The organism is Butyrivibrio sp. INlla14, assembly GCF_900102515.1.
Taxonomy (GTDB): Bacteria; Bacillota; Clostridia; order Lachnospirales; family Lachnospiraceae; genus Butyrivibrio.
This window is the reverse complement of record NZ_FMVS01000009.1, coordinates 13,321-33,077: the sequence shown is the minus strand read 5'-3', so window position 1 is coordinate 33,077 and position 19,757 is coordinate 13,321. Positions and strand designations below refer to the sequence as shown.

16 protein-coding genes and 2 pseudogenes are annotated in these 19,757 nt (G+C 41.0%); 1 reads left to right on the top strand and 17 read right to left on the bottom strand.

Annotation, left to right across the window (positions count from 1 at the left end):
* Positions 1–93 precede the first annotated feature (93 nt).
* The 3 genes from BLO53_RS07415 to BLO53_RS07405 are packed head-to-tail and all read right to left on the bottom strand — an operon-like array spanning position 94 to position 9,558.
* Positions 94–1,551, bottom strand: a complete 1,458-nt coding sequence (locus BLO53_RS07415; RefSeq protein ID WP_092060361.1) for an ABC transporter substrate-binding protein — start codon at positions 1,549–1,551, stop codon at positions 94–96.
* 53 nt (positions 1,552–1,604) lie between these two features.
* The gene (locus BLO53_RS07410; RefSeq protein WP_242875331.1) at positions 1,605–3,545 is read right to left on the bottom strand and encodes a glycoside hydrolase family 127 protein; all 1,941 of its coding nucleotides are present in this window, start codon (positions 3,543–3,545) and stop codon (positions 1,605–1,607) included.
* Between the two features lie 22 nt (positions 3,546–3,567).
* A complete protein-coding gene (locus tag BLO53_RS07405; RefSeq protein WP_092060166.1) occupies positions 3,568–9,558 on the bottom strand; it encodes a DUF5695 domain-containing protein in 5,991 nt (1,996 codons plus the stop codon).
* A 276-nt stretch (positions 9,559–9,834) separates the two neighbouring features.
* Between BLO53_RS07405 and BLO53_RS07400 the strand changes: the two genes are divergently transcribed.
* Entirely contained in the window at positions 9,835–10,848 is a 1,014-nt protein-coding gene (locus BLO53_RS07400) for a LacI family DNA-binding transcriptional regulator (protein ID WP_242875341.1), read from the top strand.
* Positions 10,849–10,877: 29 nt separating this feature from the next.
* On the opposite strand, the gene BLO53_RS07395 is transcribed toward BLO53_RS07400, so the two are convergent.
* From BLO53_RS07395 to BLO53_RS19935, 14 genes and pseudogenes are all read right to left on the bottom strand, one after another.
* Entirely contained in the window at positions 10,878–11,333 is a 456-nt protein-coding gene (locus BLO53_RS07395) for a flavodoxin family protein (protein ID WP_092060162.1), read from the bottom strand.
* A gap of 52 nt (positions 11,334–11,385) precedes the next feature.
* A complete protein-coding gene (locus tag BLO53_RS07390) occupies positions 11,386–11,844 on the bottom strand; it encodes a PaaI family thioesterase (protein WP_029231764.1) in 459 nt (152 codons plus the stop codon).
* A gap of 59 nt (positions 11,845–11,903) precedes the next feature.
* A complete protein-coding gene (locus BLO53_RS07385) occupies positions 11,904–13,217 on the bottom strand; it encodes an MATE family efflux transporter (protein WP_092060158.1) in 1,314 nt (437 codons plus the stop codon).
* A 419-nt stretch (positions 13,218–13,636) separates the two neighbouring features.
* Entirely contained in the window at positions 13,637–13,909 is a 273-nt protein-coding gene (locus BLO53_RS07380) for an acylphosphatase (RefSeq protein WP_092060156.1), read from the bottom strand.
* A 151-nt stretch (positions 13,910–14,060) separates the two neighbouring features.
* Positions 14,061–14,540 (bottom strand): hypothetical protein, encoded by a 480-nt coding sequence (locus tag BLO53_RS07375; RefSeq protein WP_092060154.1) that lies wholly within the window; start codon positions 14,538–14,540, stop codon positions 14,061–14,063.
* Between the two features lie 22 nt (positions 14,541–14,562).
* Positions 14,563–14,865, bottom strand: coding sequence for a hypothetical protein (locus tag BLO53_RS07370; RefSeq protein ID WP_092060152.1), 303 nt, complete (start codon positions 14,863–14,865; stop codon positions 14,563–14,565).
* Positions 14,862–15,095, bottom strand: coding sequence for a purine biosynthesis protein PurH (locus tag BLO53_RS07365; protein WP_092060150.1), 234 nt, complete (start codon positions 15,093–15,095; stop codon positions 14,862–14,864). Before BLO53_RS07365 ends, BLO53_RS07370 begins: the two co-directional genes overlap by 4 nt.
* A gap of 151 nt (positions 15,096–15,246) precedes the next feature.
* On the bottom strand, positions 15,247–15,828 hold the full coding sequence (locus BLO53_RS07360) for a Crp/Fnr family transcriptional regulator (RefSeq protein ID WP_092060148.1): 582 nt from the start codon (positions 15,826–15,828) through the stop codon (positions 15,247–15,249).
* A 151-nt stretch (positions 15,829–15,979) separates the two neighbouring features.
* On the bottom strand, positions 15,980–16,123 hold the full coding sequence (locus BLO53_RS19185; protein ID WP_176757206.1) for a hypothetical protein: 144 nt from the start codon (positions 16,121–16,123) through the stop codon (positions 15,980–15,982).
* 264 nt (positions 16,124–16,387) lie between these two features.
* Positions 16,388–17,794, bottom strand: coding sequence for a carbon starvation CstA family protein (locus BLO53_RS07350; protein WP_092060144.1), 1,407 nt, complete (start codon positions 17,792–17,794; stop codon positions 16,388–16,390).
* Positions 17,795–18,058: 264 nt separating this feature from the next.
* Positions 18,059–18,436, bottom strand: coding sequence for a DUF1284 domain-containing protein (locus BLO53_RS07345; protein ID WP_092060142.1), 378 nt, complete (start codon positions 18,434–18,436; stop codon positions 18,059–18,061).
* 365 nt (positions 18,437–18,801) lie between these two features.
* Positions 18,802–19,137 (bottom strand): annotated as a pseudogene (locus BLO53_RS07335) (carboxymuconolactone decarboxylase family protein); the annotation flags it as partial.
* Positions 19,138–19,172: 35 nt separating this feature from the next.
* Positions 19,173–19,475, bottom strand: coding sequence for a Dabb family protein (locus BLO53_RS19940; protein WP_092060357.1), 303 nt, complete (start codon positions 19,473–19,475; stop codon positions 19,173–19,175).
* A 27-nt stretch (positions 19,476–19,502) separates the two neighbouring features.
* Positions 19,503–19,730, bottom strand: a pseudogene (locus BLO53_RS19935) (DUF4298 domain-containing protein); the annotation flags it as partial.
* Between the last annotated feature and the right edge of the window lie 27 nt (positions 19,731–19,757).

Genomic DNA, 19,757 nt, shown 5'->3' with positions numbered 1-19,757 from the left:
CTGATATCAACGCCGGCGAAGACAGTTACACTGCACTTTTGACCATGTTTCAAAAGTTACATGAACTGTCTTCGCACGGCACTATATCAAATATTAATTATTTGTACTGAAAATATCATTTAACTCATCGTAATACTCATCAATTGCTTCTTTCATTGTCTGATCACCAGACCAAACAGCTGAGAATGCAGAATCCAGTGTTGCATTAAACTCATCTGTTGCGTTGATATAATACCAGGCTGTTGACTGAGAATTTTCTCTTGCGTAGTCAACTACAGCACTCTTGTACATATCATGGTCAGGGTAATTAGGATTATCAATCCACTTGTTTGTAAATTCATCATCTGTGTACCACTTATCAAGGATAGGCATCCATGTTCCTGCTTCAATAAGTGACCAGCTGTTTTCTTCCTGGTAGTACCACTTAAGCCATGTCATAGCTTCTTCAGGGTGCTTGGTTGTAGCAAATACCACGTTTGGTCCGCCAGTACAAATTGTAACCTTCTCCTTCATGTAAGGAAGAACGCCTACGCCATATTTAAAATCAGCAGATGGTCCAAGGAAGGTTCCTACATTCCAGGTTCCATCTGTTGCCATAACAACCTTCTTGGAACCAAGTGAGGATTCAAGTGCGTTAGCTGCGCTTGTTACAGGAGGTGCACAGTGATACACATCTGAAAGGTCTGCGATCTTCTGCAGTGCTTCTACTGTAGCATCATCGTTAATAGTACATTCCTTGCCATCAGCACTATAATATCCACCGCCATTACTCTTTGCCCATACTTCAAGCTGCCATGGAAGAGTGTTTACTGTGCAGCCATAAACATCAACGTTTGCTGGGTCAAAATCTGGACTTAGCGCATTATTGCCGTTAATATCAACAGTAAGTGTCTGAGCTATCTTAACAAATGTATCCCAGTCCCATGCACTGTCTGCACTTGCTGGAGGTGTGAAATCAGCAACATTTAATCCTTGCTTTGAACATATTTCTTCCAAAAGATCTATGTTGTACCAAAGGTTAAGTACCTCATTAGCTGCTGAATATGCCACAGGTGTTCCCTGATATTTAAAGGTTATGGAATCAAGAGGCTTGGAATCGCCTTCACCGTACATTGAGCTGATGTCTGCAAGCAGGCCATTCTCTGCAAATTTCAAAACGCCAGCTTCGCTCATGATGGCTGTATCAGGAAGTTCTCCTGCTGTAGCCATTGCATTTAGCTTAGTAACATAAGTATCGTGGTCAATCTTGATTACTTCTACTTCAATTTCATCCTGTGACTGATTGAATTTATCAGCCACTGCCTGAGTTGCAGCAGTCTCTGTCTCATTGCCCCACTGCGCATAAGTAATATGTACTTTGTCTCCAGTGCTCTCACTTGTCGTAGCAGGTGTCTCAGTCTCTGTCTCTGTTTTAGGTGTCTCTACTGCGTTCTGCGTTGTGTCCTGTGCTTCCCCCTGTGCGCTCTGAGAACTTGCACCGCAACCTGTTACCAACATTGCCGTAGTAGTAACAACTGTTAATGCCATGCTCAACAATCTTTTCTTTTGCATACTTGAAATATCCTCCTTTAGAAAATTATTTTTCAGCAGTAATATTCTATCCTTCAAATAGAAATGTTCTGCCATACTTCCATCTCTCCAATACCTCTGTTATTCCAAAAAGCATAGGGAACAGCTCTGATTTTCACAGGCTTTTTAGTAAATCTTGCTTCTCCATAAAGGCTTCCGTCCTTGATTCCTACAGCACTTACCCTGTATCCCTCATACTCTATCGCCGGTACATCTCCCGGGAATTCTTCACAGGCCTTGCCCATGTGCAGATTGGCACCAGCATCCACATAGATATCTGATAAGTTCTGTCCATTGTCTGCCTCCTCCAAACAATAAACCATAGGTCCTTGCATTACAGCAACCTTCCCTGCATCAGCTCTGACATTGTGGTCTGCTGCCACAAATTTTGGATGAACTCCCATATTAAGCTCGATTGCGTGTTTGCCACCCTCAAGAGAAATTACGGCATAATTATTTTCAGCTTTATAGGAAAGCTTTTCACCATCAAGGACTATCGTCATATCCTTGGCATAGGCAGGAACTCTTATCCTGATATCTGCAGCTTGCAAAATTGAAATCCTGATATCTACTGTTCCATCTGTCAAAAGAGATGACTTAAGATTCACAGATATTTCCTGCCCCGGATCATCTATTAAAACTGTAGATGATACAAACTGATTAATGAAAATGCCCTTTTCGTCACAGGAGTATAAATACTGTGATAAAGAAGCCAAAGTCCTTGCAAGATTGGGTGGACAACAGGCTACATTAAACCATTTCTGTCTGGTAGGTTTGACATGATCCATATAGGTGTTCTCAGTACAAAACTGCGGAACCATCTCTAATGGATTTACGTAAAAGTATCTGTCTCCTTCAAGATTCATAGCTGCTAAAATAGTGTTGTACAATACTCTTTCAACAGTATCATAATAGCTTGCATTTTTCTTTAATGCCGCCATCCTTTGTCCAAACATCATCATTCCAACAGAAGCACAGGTCTCACAATAATTTGTACTGTTAGGCAGATCGTAATCTGTGGTAAAGCACTCTAAAAATCCGCTGCTACCAATTCCTCCAGTAATGTACATTCTCTTGCCTACCATGTTATCCCATAGTCTGTCACAGGCTTTTTCCATTTCTTTATCCTGCTGCCAATCAGCCAGGTCAGCCATAGCACTGTATAGGTACATTGCCCTTACGGCATGGCCTTCTGCTTCAGTTTGTTCTACCGGAGGCTTCTGAGCCTGTGCATATTTCATGGAATAGTTTCTGAACTCAGGAAAGAACTCCGGGCCTTTTCTGCCATCAATCTCATTCTGCAAATAATTGGGTGTAGTTCCCCTCTGCCTGACAAAATAATCAGCCTGCTTTAAATACTTGTCATCCTTGGTCCACCTATAAAGCTTTATCAAAGCCAGTTCTATTTCTTCATGCCCAGGGACTCCAGGAATCTGTCCTTTTTGGGTTCCAAAGACCTTGCAAATAAGATCTGCATTCCTGATTGCGATTTGAAGAAACTTCTCCTTATTAGTGGCCAGTGCATAAGCAACTGCTGCCTCAATCATATGCCCTGAGGTATATAATTCGTGTCCCTCAACCAGGTTAGTCCATTTCTTTTCCGGAGCTGTTATCTGAAAGTAAGTATTCAAATATCCGTCTTTTTCCTGAGCTTTTTCCAAAATATCTATCACCTGATCAATTTTGGTTTCAAACTGAGCCCCGCTACCTATTGCTATGCAATAGGCAGCTGACTCAATCCACTTATATAGATCAGTATCAAGAAAAACTACTCCTTGCCGTTCTCCCTCTTGTAGTCCGGCAGCTATGCGGAAATTTCTGATACACCCCGTAGGGTCAGTTCCTTCCAGTTCATCATTTAAAGCTTTCCACTGATGAACCAGCATGACTTCACTTACTTTATTGATGTAATGCCCGAATAAAGGATCAGTGACTTTTACCTGCTGAAGTTTCAATGGCCTTATTTCTTTTTCCATGCCCAATGCCCCTTCATATTTTTTAGTTAATAAGTACTCCGTTTTCATCAAAGGTGTACTTCTTAAACCATTTTGTAATAGTTTTGCCTATTACCATATGACCTTCCGAATCGAAATAATGTCTTCCATCTTCAAGGTCAACAAAGGAACTTACTACCATATGTCCCTTTTCATTAAAGTAGTACTTTTCGCCGTCTACTTCATAAACTCTGCCTGAAACCTGAACACCATTTTCATCGAAATAATAGGTGCTTGTCCACTTGGTCATAAATCCTGTAACCATACGGCCCTCTGCGTCAAAGTAGTAGGTCTTATCGTCAATCGTTACAAACTGGCTAATAGCCATTGTGCCCCTTGGCTCCTTGAAATAGCGATAAGAGCCATCTACCATCTGCAGTCCTGTGAGTTTTGTTCCATCCTCAGTAAGTAGATAATAAGAACCGTATTTATTTATAAGTGTCGTTTTTACAGGTTCCTCTTTTACCACATTTACTATCTGCCACTCATGAACACCTACTCCTGTGTAGTCGTTTTCGAGTTTTGTAAATGTAGCACGGATACCTTTTGTAGTGATGCTCTCAAATTCTGATACAGTAAAGTCATCAACCATCAGCTCACCATCAGATACAGTTGCAATCTCTTGCCATTTACCATCTTCATCAATGATCTCGTAGGTAATCTGTGAAGGATATTTGATTCCGCCATTATCAATCTCAGATCCGTCATACCACAGGTACATATTGGAAGTATTAAAAGTAACTTCTGTTGGCCAAAGGTATGTTAGATGCTCCCTTGCAGAAGTATTCCCCCAGGTTCCCCAGTGACCATACCTGCTGTTGTAGGAATCTATTGGAAGATTGCCGTCGTTAACTGCAGGAAGTGATTCCCAGCTGGATGTGTAGGAAGCTGATAGCTGTGCGATAAATGCAAGGTTATCTCCTTCAACCTTAAGATTTGCAAATGCTAAAGCCATAGCATCATCAGCTGCTCTAAGCTCTGTATCACTTGCATCTTCTTTCTTGAGAAGTTCTTCTGCAACAGCTATTGCATCTGTAAGATCATCAAAGCCTTCTGTTACATGTGTCTTTTTTACCAGCTTATAAGCCTTGATATCATCCTTTAGCGCCTGCTTGGCTGCTGAAAGTGCATCTCCATATCCATAAACCTTCCACTCGATAACGCCACTTCCAAGGTTCTGTGGATTCATGATCATCCTGATTGCTGTAGTCTTGACAGGATCAAATGTGGTCTTGTTATACTTGTTTAGTTCAACTCCAAGTCCCTCAACACCTGTAAAGTTCTTCCATGTTACTCCGTCAGCATCAAGATAATAGTAATTGACTGATGCAGGATTGAAGTTTCCATTTCCATCTCTGAAATAATAAGCGTCAGTTTCTGTAAGTATCTGTTCCTCTTCCCAAGTATACTGTACCCATGCCTGTGCGCCATTATTGCCACCCCAGTTGTGCCATGCGCCATGGCTTGTATCTCTACTGGAGGTTGGTTCATAACCATCGTTAAGTGTAGGACATCCGCCCAGATCGTTTCTGTTTTCGTAAATAGCAGAAGGCACTGCATTTTCAGCCAGATTTACAAGGCTTCCATTTACAACCATTACTGTTACTGTAGCTGTTACATCATATCCTGCTACTTGGCCAGTTATTGTAAATACTCCAGCCTTGCTATATTTCTCAGGATCGATCTCATCCCATGTAACATCTGCTTTTTCAAACAGTCCATTTGAATATAGAACCTGTACCTGCTTAGGAAGCTTAGGTGCCTTACCTACTGGAGTAACCACATCTCCTGCTATCGCGGAAGTTATTGTAACTTCTTCACCGGTTCCAAAAATATCAAGTGCTCTCTGGGAATCCAGTGCTACAGAATAGATTCTGAAATTATCTATAATTCCATCAAAGTATGGATCGGTCTGATTTGTTCCTCTTCCAATGTAATCTGACTGGTTAGAAGAAAGCTGTCCAAGCGTAAGTGTGCAAGGCTCACTGAACTTTTCATAGCCGTCCACGTAAACAACTGCTGTCTGTCCATCAAGTGTAAGTGCTACATTCTTCCAGAAATCCTTGGATATAGCCACTCCTGTCTTGTAGGCTGTTCCATTTATTGAAAGAACAAGTTCATTTCCATTTTCAAAGGAAATTGCAATCTTTTTGCCTGCATTATCATCAAGGCTAAATACCTTGGCCCCATTACCTTGAGATGCGTTGAGCTTAATATCTGCACTTATGGTGCTTGCGCTAAGCCTCTTGAACAGGCTCTCCTCAAGTCTTACATAGCCACTTGAATTGCTTCCATTTACGCTTAGGCCCTTTGTATCATCTTTTCCATTTCCTGTAGCAAAGTTTCCAACTGCCTCAGCAGCCTTGCCACCTTCAACTTCGTTTAATATCTTTTTGCCGCTTACATTGTCAAAGGTATACTCTGCTATAAGTTCAGGAAGCTGATTGTCATCTGTAATAGTAACTACTACGCTGTCTGACTCTCCAGTAGAAGCTGTAAGTGTAAACTCATAGACGCCAGACTTATTAAAGGTTACATAAGTGCTTAGATTATCGGGTGTTGCAAGAGTTGCAGTTCCATCATCTGGAGATGCTGTAACTGTCCATGTTCCAGAAACCTTATTAGCTGCATTACTGCTATCTGTTATAGTTCCTGTAAGCTTTACTTCGTCATAGATATCAGCTGTTAAATCTTTACCTGCATCTACTACCACGCCGCCTTCAAAGGCTCCAGCCACTACCTGCACCTCCTGGAACTGAACACCTGAAAGTCTTACAGGCACTGTAACTTCTTCTTTTGAAGAATTAACTACAAATCCGCACTGAGCTTGCCCATCAACCAGAAGTGTGTAGGCCCCTTCGTTTAAACCATATAGAGTAACTTCTGAAGTGTGACCTGTTTCCTCTAGATTTTTGATGGTAAAAGAAAGAGCGTCTTTGCTGTCACTTATGGTTGCGGTAGTATACTGATCTCTTTCAAGTTCAAGATATAATTCTTCATTTATTAGATTTAATTTTGTATAAAGGCCATCAAGTGGTGTTACTACATACTGACCGTTATTCTTAGATACTTCACAGCCATATCCAAAGAGTCCAAATATAGGATCCTCAGCCACATCTGATGAAAGAATCTGTACAGCACCAAATAATCCAAGGTCTGCTTCTCCTGTCATCTGTCTCCAGCCATTATGGAGTTTTCCACCGCCAGTTCCCTGTCCGCCAAGGTTACCCATCTCAGCCTGATAGGTCCAGGCTGCGGCACCAATATTCTCTGCATCTGCATCTATCTGTCCTGAATTGATACAGGTCAGATTTCCAAGCTTGGCTGCATAGCTAAGTCTCTGAGCCTCTGCCTTTTCAGCGTCAGACAGACCGTTATTCTGATAACGGATATAGTCATCCATACAGAATCCAACCAGAGACATCGAGTATTGGAACTGCCACCAGTTCTCACCGCAGTTAGTTACAGGAACACTGTACTCGTACCATATAGGCTGAGTTCCTCTGCAGGCTCTTGTCTTGAGGTCGATAGCTGACAACATTCTTGCGGCATTAGCTGTATCTTTTCCCGCCTCAAGCTGCATCTTAGCCAACACATAAACGGCTTCTTCACCTGTATTATCGTATGAATATTCAGAACCATACGGATATCTCTGGCGTTTGAAGCTACTATATTTCTCGTTCATTATTGCTTCCACATTACGTGCCTGAGTTTCAAAGCCTTCTGCTCTGAGAGCATCGATGATTGCCGGTGTTGTACTCTCTCCCATTACACCAGTGCTCCAGTTATAAGCTACGCCGTTTCCGTAATATAGAGCGTTCAAAATATTATAAGCTCTTAAAAGGTATGTATCTGGCGTTTCTTTATAGTCCACAAGATCAGGATACTTGCTGGCTATCTTGTACATCATAAAGTATGTATTGTAAATATGAGGATAAGCATATCCTCTATAAGTAGGTGATGCGTTTGGCTCATTCATAAGGAAATCATGTACCAGGTAGTCATTATGATGTTCCTGCATGAGACCGTTCCAAATAGCTTTATCCAGATATTCATCAAGAGCTTCAACTTCAGATGCCTTGGGCTGATATACATTCTTTTCAGCAAGGAAAGTTCCATGGGTCAATCCCCAGTCATCTCCCCAGCCCCAATAACTCATGTTAAAGTAGTCACGCTCTACATTATTTCTGGTTGTCTTCTGATCCATCATCCAATCATCAAAGACTTTATCTCCGGTCTGGCCTGGAAGATCAAGCTGCGTTTTGTCGACCATAAAAGTTGAATGAGTTTCCAGCGCCCCGTCTATGTCATCCATGATGTAGAACTGAAAGGTTGTCTTTTTATCCTGCCAGCTCACAGTAACGTTATGGTGACCAAGGTCGTAAAACTTAAGATCATATACGTGATACTGCTCACCGTCTTTTTCTACCGTCTTTTCATAGGTCATTGTTGCATCGCCCTGATGAGGAAGTGTTGAACTTACAGTAGAGGCGTGCCCTGCAAAAAGATTAAGCTGATCCGGACACTTTATGTCTATAGAAATATCTTCTGGATCTATTGTCGTGTGAAGGTACATTTTCGCAGGCATATTTCTTGCAAAAGTCATGCCTGGAACAGCTACTGCATCAATAATTCCTTCGTTGTAAAGGGCTGATCCAAGAGACTCCTGGTTTGGAACTGCACTGAAGTTAAAGGTGTAGTTCTTTTCCTCTCCCTGTCCAAGGGTAAGACTGGTATTAGGCAGGTATCCCCTGTTAGTCTTTTTGATGTTATCAGAATGAATGTAAAAGACATTAAGTCCGTTCTGCCATCCTGACTGATCCTGACACCACGCAGCTTCATAGCTTTCACGCTCATTAGTGCGCCAGTGATCCTGATACTCAAATCCTGCATCAGTACTCTGGTCTGGTGTCATCAGAAGGTATCTTCCCTCTCCGCTTGGCCTTGTTACATAAATGTAAGAACCATTCTGTCCCACAAAGCTGTGATCAACGGATCTTGTCTCATAAATCTGATCTCCTCTTGTCCAAAATTCATTGAAAGGAAGAGGCAGTCCCAAATCTCCAACAGTGACATCACTATCTGTCACGTTCTTTAAACTGATATCCCACTTTAGCTTTTCACCTACCAGTTGATAGGTCTCAACAATAAGAAGATCATTTATTTCTTTTGTAGAAACGCTATCGTCCATTAAAGGATTGTAGACAACTGTAATCTTGTTCTGCTGATCGTCAACATAAATTCTGCGGATATCAGCAGAATTGGCAGTTCTCTCATCCCTATATGATGTGTCATTTCCACTCTTGGTTGCCAGCATCAATTCTCCAAGCCATTCATGGCCTGACGTGTTCTGGGAAGGAGTGTTACTCTCATTCATAACATAGTTGGTGTCATACTCATCTCCAACCAGCTTAAGAGTTGTGATCTGGCCGTGTTTGCCAACTGAAACCTTGAAATATTCGTTAGAAATTGTTCCACCGTTTTCTGATAGTTCGCCGTCATAGTTCTCGGCAAGTTTCCTTGCTCCAAGCACCTCCTGATCTGCAGAATTCTCAGTTGATGCACTGTCTGTAGCTTCTTGTGACGATAATTCTGTAGATGCTTCTGCTGACTCTTCCGCCGATGCGCTATCGGATGATGCTTCTGATGAAGCCACTGATGATGCGTTGCCTGACGTATTGTTTGACGCATTATCTTCAGCCTCCTCGGTTGATGAGTTGCCTGCTGCCTCATTAGATGCATCTCCAGGCTCTTCTTTACTTTCTTCTTTTGTTTCTCGTGATGATTCTTTTGATGATTCGTCAGATTGTCTGTCTGTCGATCCTACAGATAATTCTTCAGATGCCTCATCAGCTGCGCTTGCAATCGTGGTCAGATTCCCCTGATCCGCAGCCATTGCCCCAATAGACATCTGTGACACAAGCATTCCAGCTGAAAGGATTGCTGCAAGGCATTTTGCGCCACGTTTTTTACCCACACCAACTTTTTTCCCCATTTTTTCCTCCTTCTAGTTGTGTGCAAAGTTAACGTTTTCCTTTTTCATATTTAAAGTTGTAGTATTCGCTACAACTCACGATATTCTTTTAACTCATCCCCACCATTGTTTTAGGTAAACGTTTACCTTGATTTGGATTTTATATTGTTGCATTATATATGTAAATAGCAATTTTCAATAATAATACAAGCAATTTTTTGGTTGTTTTTTATTAAGAAAACGTTTACCATTAGTTTATAATTTGTATTTTGGAAGTGAGGATGAATTGTGCCTAACATGAAGGACATTGCCAAAAAGGCCCAGGTATCTGTCGCAACAGTATCCAAGGTTTTAAATGGCACCGGAAATATAAGTGAAGAAACCACCAGGAAAATTCTGGACATTGCTGAGGAACTTAATTATCATCCCAACCTCTATGCAAGGAACCTGAAGACTGGTTCCAGCAAAACAATAGGTATCCTTGCGGAAGATCTTACAGTATTCAATACACCTCCTGTAATAGATGGAATCGGTGCCTGTTGCGAGGAAAAGGGTTATCGTTATCTCTTGGAAAATCTGCGTATAAATACTCTCGGTATTGATCCTGATAAAGACAAAGACAGATACTCAGAAATCAAGAATAATGCCGTATCACATATGAATTCCATGCAGGTAGATGGCATTATTTATCTTGGTTGTCATTCTCACCGAGTAGTTCCTAGCATATTTGATAACAACATCCCTTTTGTATGTGCCTACTGCATCTCCCCATCGCTGGCTATCCCTTCTGTCTTGTACGATGACCAGCACGCTGCCTATGAAGCTGTTTCGCTTCTGATCAAAAAAGGACATAAAAAAATAGCCACCATAACTGGCAAGGTGAGCAGTGTTCACACCAGATGGCGACTTACAGGTTATCAGGAATCCTTATATGATCACAACATACCATACAATCCCGGATATGTGATCAACGGAGACTGGTCAAGAGACAGCGGATACAGCGCTACTAAAAAGCTTATCAAGCAGCATGTTACTGCTATTTTTTCCCATAACGATGAAATGGCCATGGGCGTAATAGATGCCTGCAATGATGCAGGAATCCAAGTCGGCAAGGATATTGCACTTATTGGCTTTGATAACAGGGAATTATCAACTGTGTGTCGTCCAACACTCACAACCGTTGAGCCTCCACTTTTCGACATCGGCTACAAATCAGCCGAGGGTCTGATTTCAAAAATCGAACATAAAGATGACATTCTCCGGGGCGAGGTACGTCTTCCCTGCAGAATAATAGAAAGAGATTCTACCTGACTGGTAGAATCTCTTTCTATTTCTATTATTTATTCTGCTCTTCCTACTCTTATAAGGCCTCTGAAAAACTCAACTGCATCTATCAGATCATTCTCATCGGGATGTCCCTTGCTGGTTCCACCAACCAGTTTAAATGGCCCAAAAGTGTTATAGCCGTGACATGTGAACTTACCTACAACTTCGGCATTTTTACCTTTCACAGAATCTGCCATTGACTTGGAAAAATCTTTGTTCATGGCACTGGTCATTATGTAAAAGATTTTCTTGTTCTGAGGAAGATTTACTTGTGCAAAATTCTTGACCTGCTGATGAAACTGTGCCGCATAAATTCCGGATGCAAAGCCTATAAGATCATATTCAGAAAGATCTTTTTCCTGTACCTGAGTGACGTCGATAAGATCTACGTCAAACTCTTTAGCAATAGCATCTACTACCTTCTTGGTGTTTCCGTGATGTGTTGAAGCATAAGCAATACAACATTTCATTTCAAAAGCCCTCCCGTAATTTGATTGTCTCTATGTATTTGCAACTATTTACTTATTTGCCAAACTTAAGGTTATCTCCAAGAACTGGGACTTTACTAGCAAAGAACGAAAACTCTCCGCTATCCAAAAGATTTCCCTCATCATCTGTTACCCTGATGTCAAACACTAGGATATGCTTGCCAGTCTTGAGTTTCATACACTCGCAGTAGATATACTCAGTGTTTACTGCAGGTAGCAGAAAGTTAAGGTTTGCGGATACAGTAGTTGCGTAATATCCACTCATGCTGGCTGTAGCGCCGGCCATAGCATCCACAAATGAAAGAAGTGCTCCTCCATGGATACTTCCATAGGTATTGTGAAGCCTTGAATCGGCCTTGATCCTGGCCTTACTGTAAGTGGAGCTCAGCTCCATGATTTCAAATCCTATAAAACTATTATACTCATTAGCATACAATTCCGGAATCATCTTCTCCCTCATTGCTGCTTCTTTTTCTGAACGTGCTTTTCTCAATTTCTTACTTGCCTTTCTTTTATATATATTTTTTATGGGCACGGTGACATTTCCAGGTGTCACGCAGTTACCCATTTTCCCTTGAAATAGTAGATGATGAACACTACAGAGCTCACAGACCATGTTAGTGGATAAGCCCAGAATATTACATTCACCACAGGAATTATGCGAACAATGATTGTAATGTAGGTAATTCTAAGAAGGCACCAGCTAGAGAGCATTACAATCATTGGAATTGTAGTTTTTCCAGCTCCTCGATATACTCCTGCCAGGCAATGGCTAAGGGCCAGCAGGCAGTAAAAGAGGCTTTCTGTCCTGGCCTGAGTTGTTCCTATGGCCAAAACCTCAGCTTCACTTGAGAACATCCGAAGAAGTATTGGAGCAAAAGCAAATACTATGAATCCTATGATTTCAGCGCATGACACTCCTATGACGCTTCCAATAACTGAGCCTTTTCTAACTCTCTTAAATTCCCCGGCTCCTAAATTCTGACTTACAAAGGTTGTCATCGCCATGCACATACATGTTATTGGCAAAAAGACAAACCCTTCAAGCTTAAAGTAGCTTCCGCAGCCTGCCATAGCAACAGAGCCAAAGGCATTTATGTTCGACTGAACAACTACATTTCCTATAGCAATAACACTGTTCTGGATACCAGTTGGAAAACCTATCATCAGCTCTTTTTTCAAAGTTTCAATATCCATCCTGAGCTTTCTGATAAAGATCCTATGCGGTCCTTCTACTCTTGTCAGCTTAAACAAGGCCAAGGCTGCACTAACAGCCTGCGCTATTACAGTCGCAAGGGCGGCTCCGCCTATTCCAAAGTCAAGATACTTAACAAAAGTTATATCAAGTATGGTATTGATAACAGTACTAACTACCAGATAATACAATGGCCGCTTAGAATCTCCCATAGCCTGAAAGACGCCGCAGCATGCACTGTAGAGGATATTCCCCAAGCCGCCCAGAAAGTATATCTTAAAATACAGGACTGAACTTGGCATAACATCTTCCGGTGTTCCCATCCACTTTAGAATTGTCGGTGTAAAAAAGTATCCCCAGACCGTCATTACTATTCCCATCAGGATAGCAAAGGCAATTCCGGTATGCGATGCTATAGATACTCCTTTATCATCACCAGCGCCATACCTTTTTCCTATGATAACGCTATTTCCCATGAACAGGCCATTAATAAAGCCTACCATCAAAAATATAAGGCTGCCGGTTGTACTCACCGCAGCCAGTGCTTCTTTTCCCAACACATTTCCAACAACAACTGAATCCACAACATTGTATAGCTGCTGCAGGAGCTGCCCGAAGAAAAGAGGTATTGCAAATAATACTAGATTTTTTGTTATTGAACCTTTTGTCATTCTGCAAATATCTCATTCAAACAATTTTTCCACATGATCATTATACCTCTCTACAATACAGTATACTCCAAAAACTGCATGCTCACTTATGATGATGAATAAGCCACCAATATGAGCATCCGCAGCCATTTGTCATTCTAAATTCCTTGTTCCTAAGATGCCTGTACAGCTTAGGGTTTTTCTTTTTTATCATTGCACATTTGATATAAAAGCTTATGTAACGTACGCAGATAGCCATGGCCTGCCAATATATCCATAACGCAAATGCAACTGGCACGAAACAAATCAGAAAAAATAACATATCTTCTACCTCTCTTTCTTATCGCGCCCCTAAATACTTTTTCTATGCTTTCATAATATTTGATAACGTGTCCAATAATCTACCCTGCATAAAACGTTCAATAATCGTATCAACAAGTTTAATATCTAACATCAAAAGACCGTTCGTCTGGAATAATATCCAATTCTGTTCTATCTATTCCGGAGATTTCTATGAACCTGCCACTTTTGATAGTTTCCACAAATCTACTGATAGCCGCCTCTTCTCCCTGAACTTCACAGGTTACAGAGCCGTCATACTCATTTTTAACATAGCCAGTTAGCCTATACATATTTGCTGCATGTCTTGCTGTATACCTAAAGCCTACGCCCTGTACTATCCCATAGAAGCATAGCCTAAATCTTTTTTCCATCAGTTACACCCCGCCTGATATTTGAATTTTCCCAAAGTGCAAATTTATTCGTATAATAGCTCAATACTTGTAAACAAGCTTAAGTCACCTATCAAAAATCTGTGCAGATGCTGCCAGAAAGATGATCAGATCGTACACAAGGTCTGGGATTTTACAGATGCTCCATAAATAGCATGGGATGTGCTGTGCAGAAAGGTGTCTGCGCCATGTACATACCAAGAGTATCATCGTTGTCATCCATTAGAACTACTGATTCCGGTGAGATGTTAGGAAATAACTCCTTTACCTTGTCCATAACAATCTGAGGTTTCTCCCTGGCTTCCAGAGTATAGAAGCAGTGGGAAGCGGGAATACCATAGAGTCTCTCTACCATCTCAGACTTCCAGGCTTCGTGTCCATGTGGTTCTCTTGATATGCAAAAGAGTCTGTTGACATCATGACCGCTTATATAAGCATAGAGCGGCTCAAGTCTCTTGCAGTCAGCATAAATATTCACATCTCGAAATTCAGGCTTGCCATCTAATTCATGATGGGCGTGATGCCTGCCATAATTGTAGCTGGTCAGCGTGCCATCTATATCAAAAAACACAACTGTGTCCGGTTTATGTAATATTTCCCAAATTTCATTCATTTACGAATTCTTCCCTTTCCACTTACTCGTCCTCTGTTCCAAGACCATAGTATAGCATTTCGTTATATCTGGCATTAGCTTCTTCTGCAGCCTTTTTGTTGTGCCAGCTATCAATATCACTGCAGATGGCCAGCATTTCATCAACCACAAGCTCTGCTGTCCTGGGCTTTACATTGTATAGATATGCAAGCATTCTATCCATTGCCTTGGGGCTTCCAAGTTGTTTGGCAATCTGCTCACCAAGTTCCCTTGGGAAGCCAAGGTTTCTTATGGCAGCCACAAGTTCATCTCGTTTTCTGGACCATTCAATCTGATTCTCTGTCATAATTTATACCCGCAATCAGCCTTCTTGGGGCCCTCAACTCCAGACTCGTAATTGGCCCTGAATTCCATATTTATCTCGCGGATTTCTTTTTTGCCATCTATGTAGTCCTGATACATGTCCGCAAGGCCTGACATGCATCCGTCACATGAACCACTGATGTTTCCAATTGATTCAGCAACTATCTGTTCTCTTTGCTCTCTTGTCGTATCTTTTATAAGTATTGATTCCATATTTCCTCCATGGGCTTAGCCCCTGTATCAGCTTCGAATTGCTCCATAAATAAATTATTCTCTCAATTTTATATCATTACACGCTTGCCGGTCTTGTGCAACAAAAAAGACTCTGACACCATATTGGTCATCAGAGTCCTGGCAATATATGTCAATTCTGCGAAAAGTTTTTTTGTCTATGTTCCTTATCCAGGAATTTCATACCTGATCCGCTGATAATATGCTCTTCATCTGAAGAGTTATTATCATATATTGCATAGTTTCTCAGCATGTCTTTTATCATCATGGATGTCTTATAGCTCTCTGTATTATTTAGATCATTACTCAAATTTGCAATTTCTGTTGTAAGTTGCCCGATCTGATGCTGCATTCGCATCATATTATTGGCCATATTTTTCATGATCTGAAATACATTTTCCGGGTTTGCCTTCATAAAATCCATCATTAGTTCTTCTGTTACACGAAGGATTTTAATATCTGAATAAGCAATTATGGTGTATATAGCTGGCTTTTTAGTCAGAATCCCAAATTCTCCAAAACAGGTTCCAGGTCCAAGAAGCCCTAATAGAACCTCATTTTCTGTCCCATAACCTGTATACATTTCTACATGGCCCTTGAGAATTTTGTACATATCAAGATTGATCTCGCCCTCTTTTAGGATTGTCATTCCCTGAGGAACATCATATATCTGGTTTCTGATAGTTACGCTTTTTTCATCAAATTCTTTTACCATGGTTACTTCATCCTATCATTGAAAGATGTTTGTTTTACATATCATAGTATATATTTTTACGCATAAAAAATCATCTGTAATGCGATAAAGTATCTGTAAAAAAAATCTTAATCTTTGATTGATGGTCTTCAATGTTCGGATAGCACTTCTTTTACCTTGTTGTGAAAAAATTGCGGATCATGACTTCTGCCTCATAGGCCAAATATCCACTAACGTAGACAAAAAGAATCATGAAAAAGATGATCAATACCGTTATGCCACCCCATCCCTCAACTGCGTCGCTAATCGCTCCCATGATCTTAACTCCTATAAAATAGCCTACCACCAATACTATAACTGTGATAAAAAAAGCCGCTTTTCCAAATCTCTTATGCAGCCAATCCTGAAAGAGATAGTCAGCAAAATATGTCGTTGCAATCAGCAACGCATACGAAGGAATGAACATCATACCCCGGTGAGTGATGTAATATAGCAGATATAAAGTCATTCCAATGACGATGTATATCAGGTAACGTATTAATATTCTTTTATTATTGTATTCATTTTTCTTCTAGCATCCTCAATATTTTTTCTTCCAGATAACGGCATACGTTACAGCACAAAGTGCTGCGAAGGCGATGCCTATCCAGTAGGCAATGTGTACGTTGACACCAAAGCCCTCTTTAGCAATCAGAATGTATGTGATACTGACTGCTGACATAAATATGGCTGGAACTGCGGTGATGAGACTATGGTATTTATTCTTTGACTCTTTTAAAAGATAAGCAGTTGATACCCACAGACTTATCATGGCCAGTGTCTGATTGCTCCAGGAAAAGTATCTCCACAAAACATTAAAATCAAGTTGAGTAAGAAGAGCCCCTGCTCCTAAAAGAGGAAGCGTTATAATAAGACGGTTTACTATAGGCTTTTGCTCCAGGCCTGTGATTTCACTTAGGATTAGTCTCGCACTTCTAAAGGCTGTATCGCCCGATGTGATAGGACAGGCGATAACACCGACTATAGCCAGGACTCCGCCAATTTCTCCCAGCATACCCGTTGATATATCATATACTACTCCGGACTGCCCCAGCGTACCGATTGCATCATTGAGCGCATGTGTAGTTCCATAAAAAGCTACGCCACCTGCTGCCCAGATAAGTGCAATAACAGATTCCATGAGCATTGCTCCGTAAAAGACTTTTCTTCCATCATGTTCTGAAGATATGCACTTAGAGATCATTGGAGACTGAGTAGCGTGAAAGCCAGAAATCGCCCCGCAGGCAACTGTGATAAACATATACGGCCATATAGGAAGCCCCTCTGGATGGAGATTTTCAAATCTTATTTCTGGAATGTGATATCCGCCTATAATTATACCTGCGAAAATTCCAACAGCCATTGTTATCAGAACAACTCCAAATACCGGATAGAGCTTGCCGATTATCTTATCTATTGGCAAGAGTGTTGCAAGCACATAATATATCAGGATTACAACAACCCAGAAGGTTACTCCAAGGCTCTCTGGTGTAAGCTTGGCTATAAGCGCCGCAGGACTTGTGACAAACACTGTTCCTGTCAGTAGTAGCAGTAGTACCGAGAATACCCTCATCCCCCACTTAACTTTTTGTCCCAGGTAAATGCCCGATAATTCAGCTATGGATTTGCCTTCGTTTCTCTCAGATATCATGCCAACCATAAAATCATGTACTGCACCTGCGAGAATTGACCCAAAGATTATCCACAAAAATACAACAGGTCCAAAGCACGCTCCCATTATTGCCCCAAAGATCGGCCCCGTGCCTGCGATATTTAGAAGTTGAATCAAGAAAGCCTTGCCGGATTTAAGTGGTACATAATCAACTCCGTCATTAAATTCATACGCGGGAGTCTTCCTGTTATCAGGATAAAAAATCCTCTCGACTAATTTACCATAAGTCAGATATCCTACTACCAACACGCCAAAAGAAATAATTAACGATACCACTTTTTTACCTCTTTTCCTTCTATGTAATGTCGTTCCCACTATTCCCATGCCGGTCCATGTTTCATTTTCAGAGCAATACTTCCTACTTTATTAGTTTTCTTAGCTTGTGAAGACACCATAAACAGTGAACTGGCATCAGAGAACATCTCCGATAGGGCCGCGTAATTACGCGGTCCTATCCCATTATATGCTGTCTCTCTTCCTTTTTGCAGCCTCTAGCACACTTACTCATCTATAGTCCTTGAAACCTTTCTCGCTCTCATTTTACTTTGCACTACAGATGTAATCCCAGCTGCAATCTCCGCAAATATCACTTCTAATACCGGCGCTAATGATCTTATCCCTTACCATTTTAGCGAACTCAGCAAAAGAAATCTCTTCACCCTCTACTAAATTGCAAGCTTTGAGGACTTCCTCGTCATATCTTTTAACCTTATCAGCGGTAGTGCATTCTCCTGCCTCATTGTTGGGACAGTTCTCACAGACAATATCTGTCTCCACCTGAAGCTTTATGATCTGAGAAGGATCCGCCTCCATTTCCCTGATTATCCTGCCCATGTGATCAGTGAAGTCCTCACTGTATCCTTTTCCTTCATAAAACTGAAAACACATCCCATGATGTGGTCGTAAAACTCTGCTCATATCTCATCCTTATTTGTATTCTTCGTTAGTTTCCTCATTACATTAGTGTCTGTTCGTTGATGATCTGATGAATTTCTTGTTATCAGCCATTGGCTAAGAAATCGGTCTACTATAGATTTTTTGGGATTATGGGAACAGTTGCATAATCCAAATTTTAAACCTACCGAATTCGGTAGGTTTAAATATGAGTCGGGAGAAGCTGCATTTACGCTTACCACCAAACAGTGGGTAGAAGCAACAATGATTATGTTTATCGGGCTTATCATTGTGTATGTCCCCTATTACATAATTCATTCCAGTTAAGATCAGCATCTGTGTACTTCTGTGCAGCTTTGGTCTCATATGTATTTCAATTAACTGTAATTGTCATCTGACTTTTCATTCCATACTTCCTTAGCCAGACGAAATACTGCCCAACCCTTTGGCCATCCTACATACATAGTGGCATGTGTTATAATTGCAGCAATCTCCTCCTTTGTAACTCCATGAGCCTTCGCATTCTGAAGATGATAGGTCAAGGAAGAATCTGTAATACCGGAAGCCATAAGTGAAACCACTGTAATAATGCATTTGGTCTTAACGTCAATCGCTTCTTCATTCCATACCTCTCCAAAGAGTACATCATCATTTAAATGTGCAAACATTGGTGCAAATTCACCAAGCTGATTTCTTCCAGCTGTCTGTACGATTTTTTCTGCCATTTTAATTATCCTTTCCTTTATGCAAAACAAGCCTCTTAAACCTCATAATCCAGGCAGCTTCTGATCTTGGTATAAGGTCTTACCTTGGAATCAGCTACTGCTACATGCTCAGGATGTACAGAATATCCCTTAAGTGCCTCTACGCTTTCAAAAGTTGAATCAAGCATCAGGTCTGCGTTAGAGGACTCAAGACCATTGATATTAACCTTGATATCAATAATTCCAGGAACCTTGCCCTTTAATCCTTCAAGACCTTCTTTTATTCCCTGCTTGATAGTTTCCTTCTCCTCTGCTGAAATTTCATCCTTAAGTGTCCATAAAATCACATGCTTAACCATTCTCGTTCCCTTTATCCTTTCCATCAATTCTTTGTTCCGCTCAAGCGCATCATAGATTCCATCTTCAGAAAGAACTCCACGCTTCAAATCCTTTGGTAAACGCCCATCTTCATCCAAGGCAAAATCATCTTTCCAATCCTGGCTGGAGTAATACACATCAAGTTTCTTTATCTCTGACTGATAGGCCAAAAGAGCTTCTGGTACCTCCTCAGCCTTATCCATTCTTCTCAATGCCTCTTCCAGAATGGATTCCATTTCAATAATACGCTTTACAACAATATC

Excerpts from the sequence above, each read along its gene's own strand:
- BLO53_RS07415 (WP_092060361.1), bottom strand. The coding sequence starts at position 1,551 with ATGCAAAAGAAAAGATTGTTGAGCATGGCATTAACAGTTGTTACTACT.
- BLO53_RS07410 (WP_242875331.1), bottom strand. The coding sequence starts at position 3,545 with ATGGAAAAAGAAATAAGGCCATTGAAACTTCAGCAGGTAAAAGTCACT.
- BLO53_RS07405 (WP_092060166.1), bottom strand. The coding sequence starts at position 9,558 with ATGGGGAAAAAAGTTGGTGTGGGTAAAAAACGTGGCGCAAAATGCCTT.
- BLO53_RS07400 (WP_242875341.1), top strand. The coding sequence starts at position 9,835 with ATGAAGGACATTGCCAAAAAGGCCCAGGTATCTGTCGCAACAGTATCC.
- BLO53_RS07395 (WP_092060162.1), bottom strand. The coding sequence starts at position 11,333 with ATGAAATGTTGTATTGCTTATGCTTCAACACATCACGGAAACACCAAG.
- BLO53_RS07385 (WP_092060158.1), bottom strand. The coding sequence starts at position 13,217 with ATGACAAAAGGTTCAATAACAAAAAATCTAGTATTATTTGCAATACCT.
- BLO53_RS07380 (WP_092060156.1), bottom strand. The coding sequence starts at position 13,909 with ATGGAAAAAAGATTTAGGCTATGCTTCTATGGGATAGTACAGGGCGTA.
- BLO53_RS07375 (WP_092060154.1), bottom strand. The coding sequence starts at position 14,540 with ATGAATGAAATTTGGGAAATATTACATAAACCGGACACAGTTGTGTTT.
- BLO53_RS07370 (WP_092060152.1), bottom strand. The coding sequence starts at position 14,865 with ATGACAGAGAATCAGATTGAATGGTCCAGAAAACGAGATGAACTTGTG.
- BLO53_RS07365 (WP_092060150.1), bottom strand. The coding sequence starts at position 15,095 with ATGGAATCAATACTTATAAAAGATACGACAAGAGAGCAAAGAGAACAG.
- BLO53_RS07360 (WP_092060148.1), bottom strand. The coding sequence starts at position 15,828 with ATGGTAAAAGAATTTGATGAAAAAAGCGTAACTATCAGAAACCAGATA.
- BLO53_RS19185 (WP_176757206.1), bottom strand. The coding sequence starts at position 16,123 with ATGGGAGCGATTAGCGACGCAGTTGAGGGATGGGGTGGCATAACGGTA.
- BLO53_RS07345 (WP_092060142.1), bottom strand. The coding sequence starts at position 18,436 with ATGAGCAGAGTTTTACGACCACATCATGGGATGTGTTTTCAGTTTTAT.
- BLO53_RS19940 (WP_092060357.1), bottom strand. The coding sequence starts at position 19,475 with ATGGTTAAGCATGTGATTTTATGGACACTTAAGGATGAAATTTCAGCA.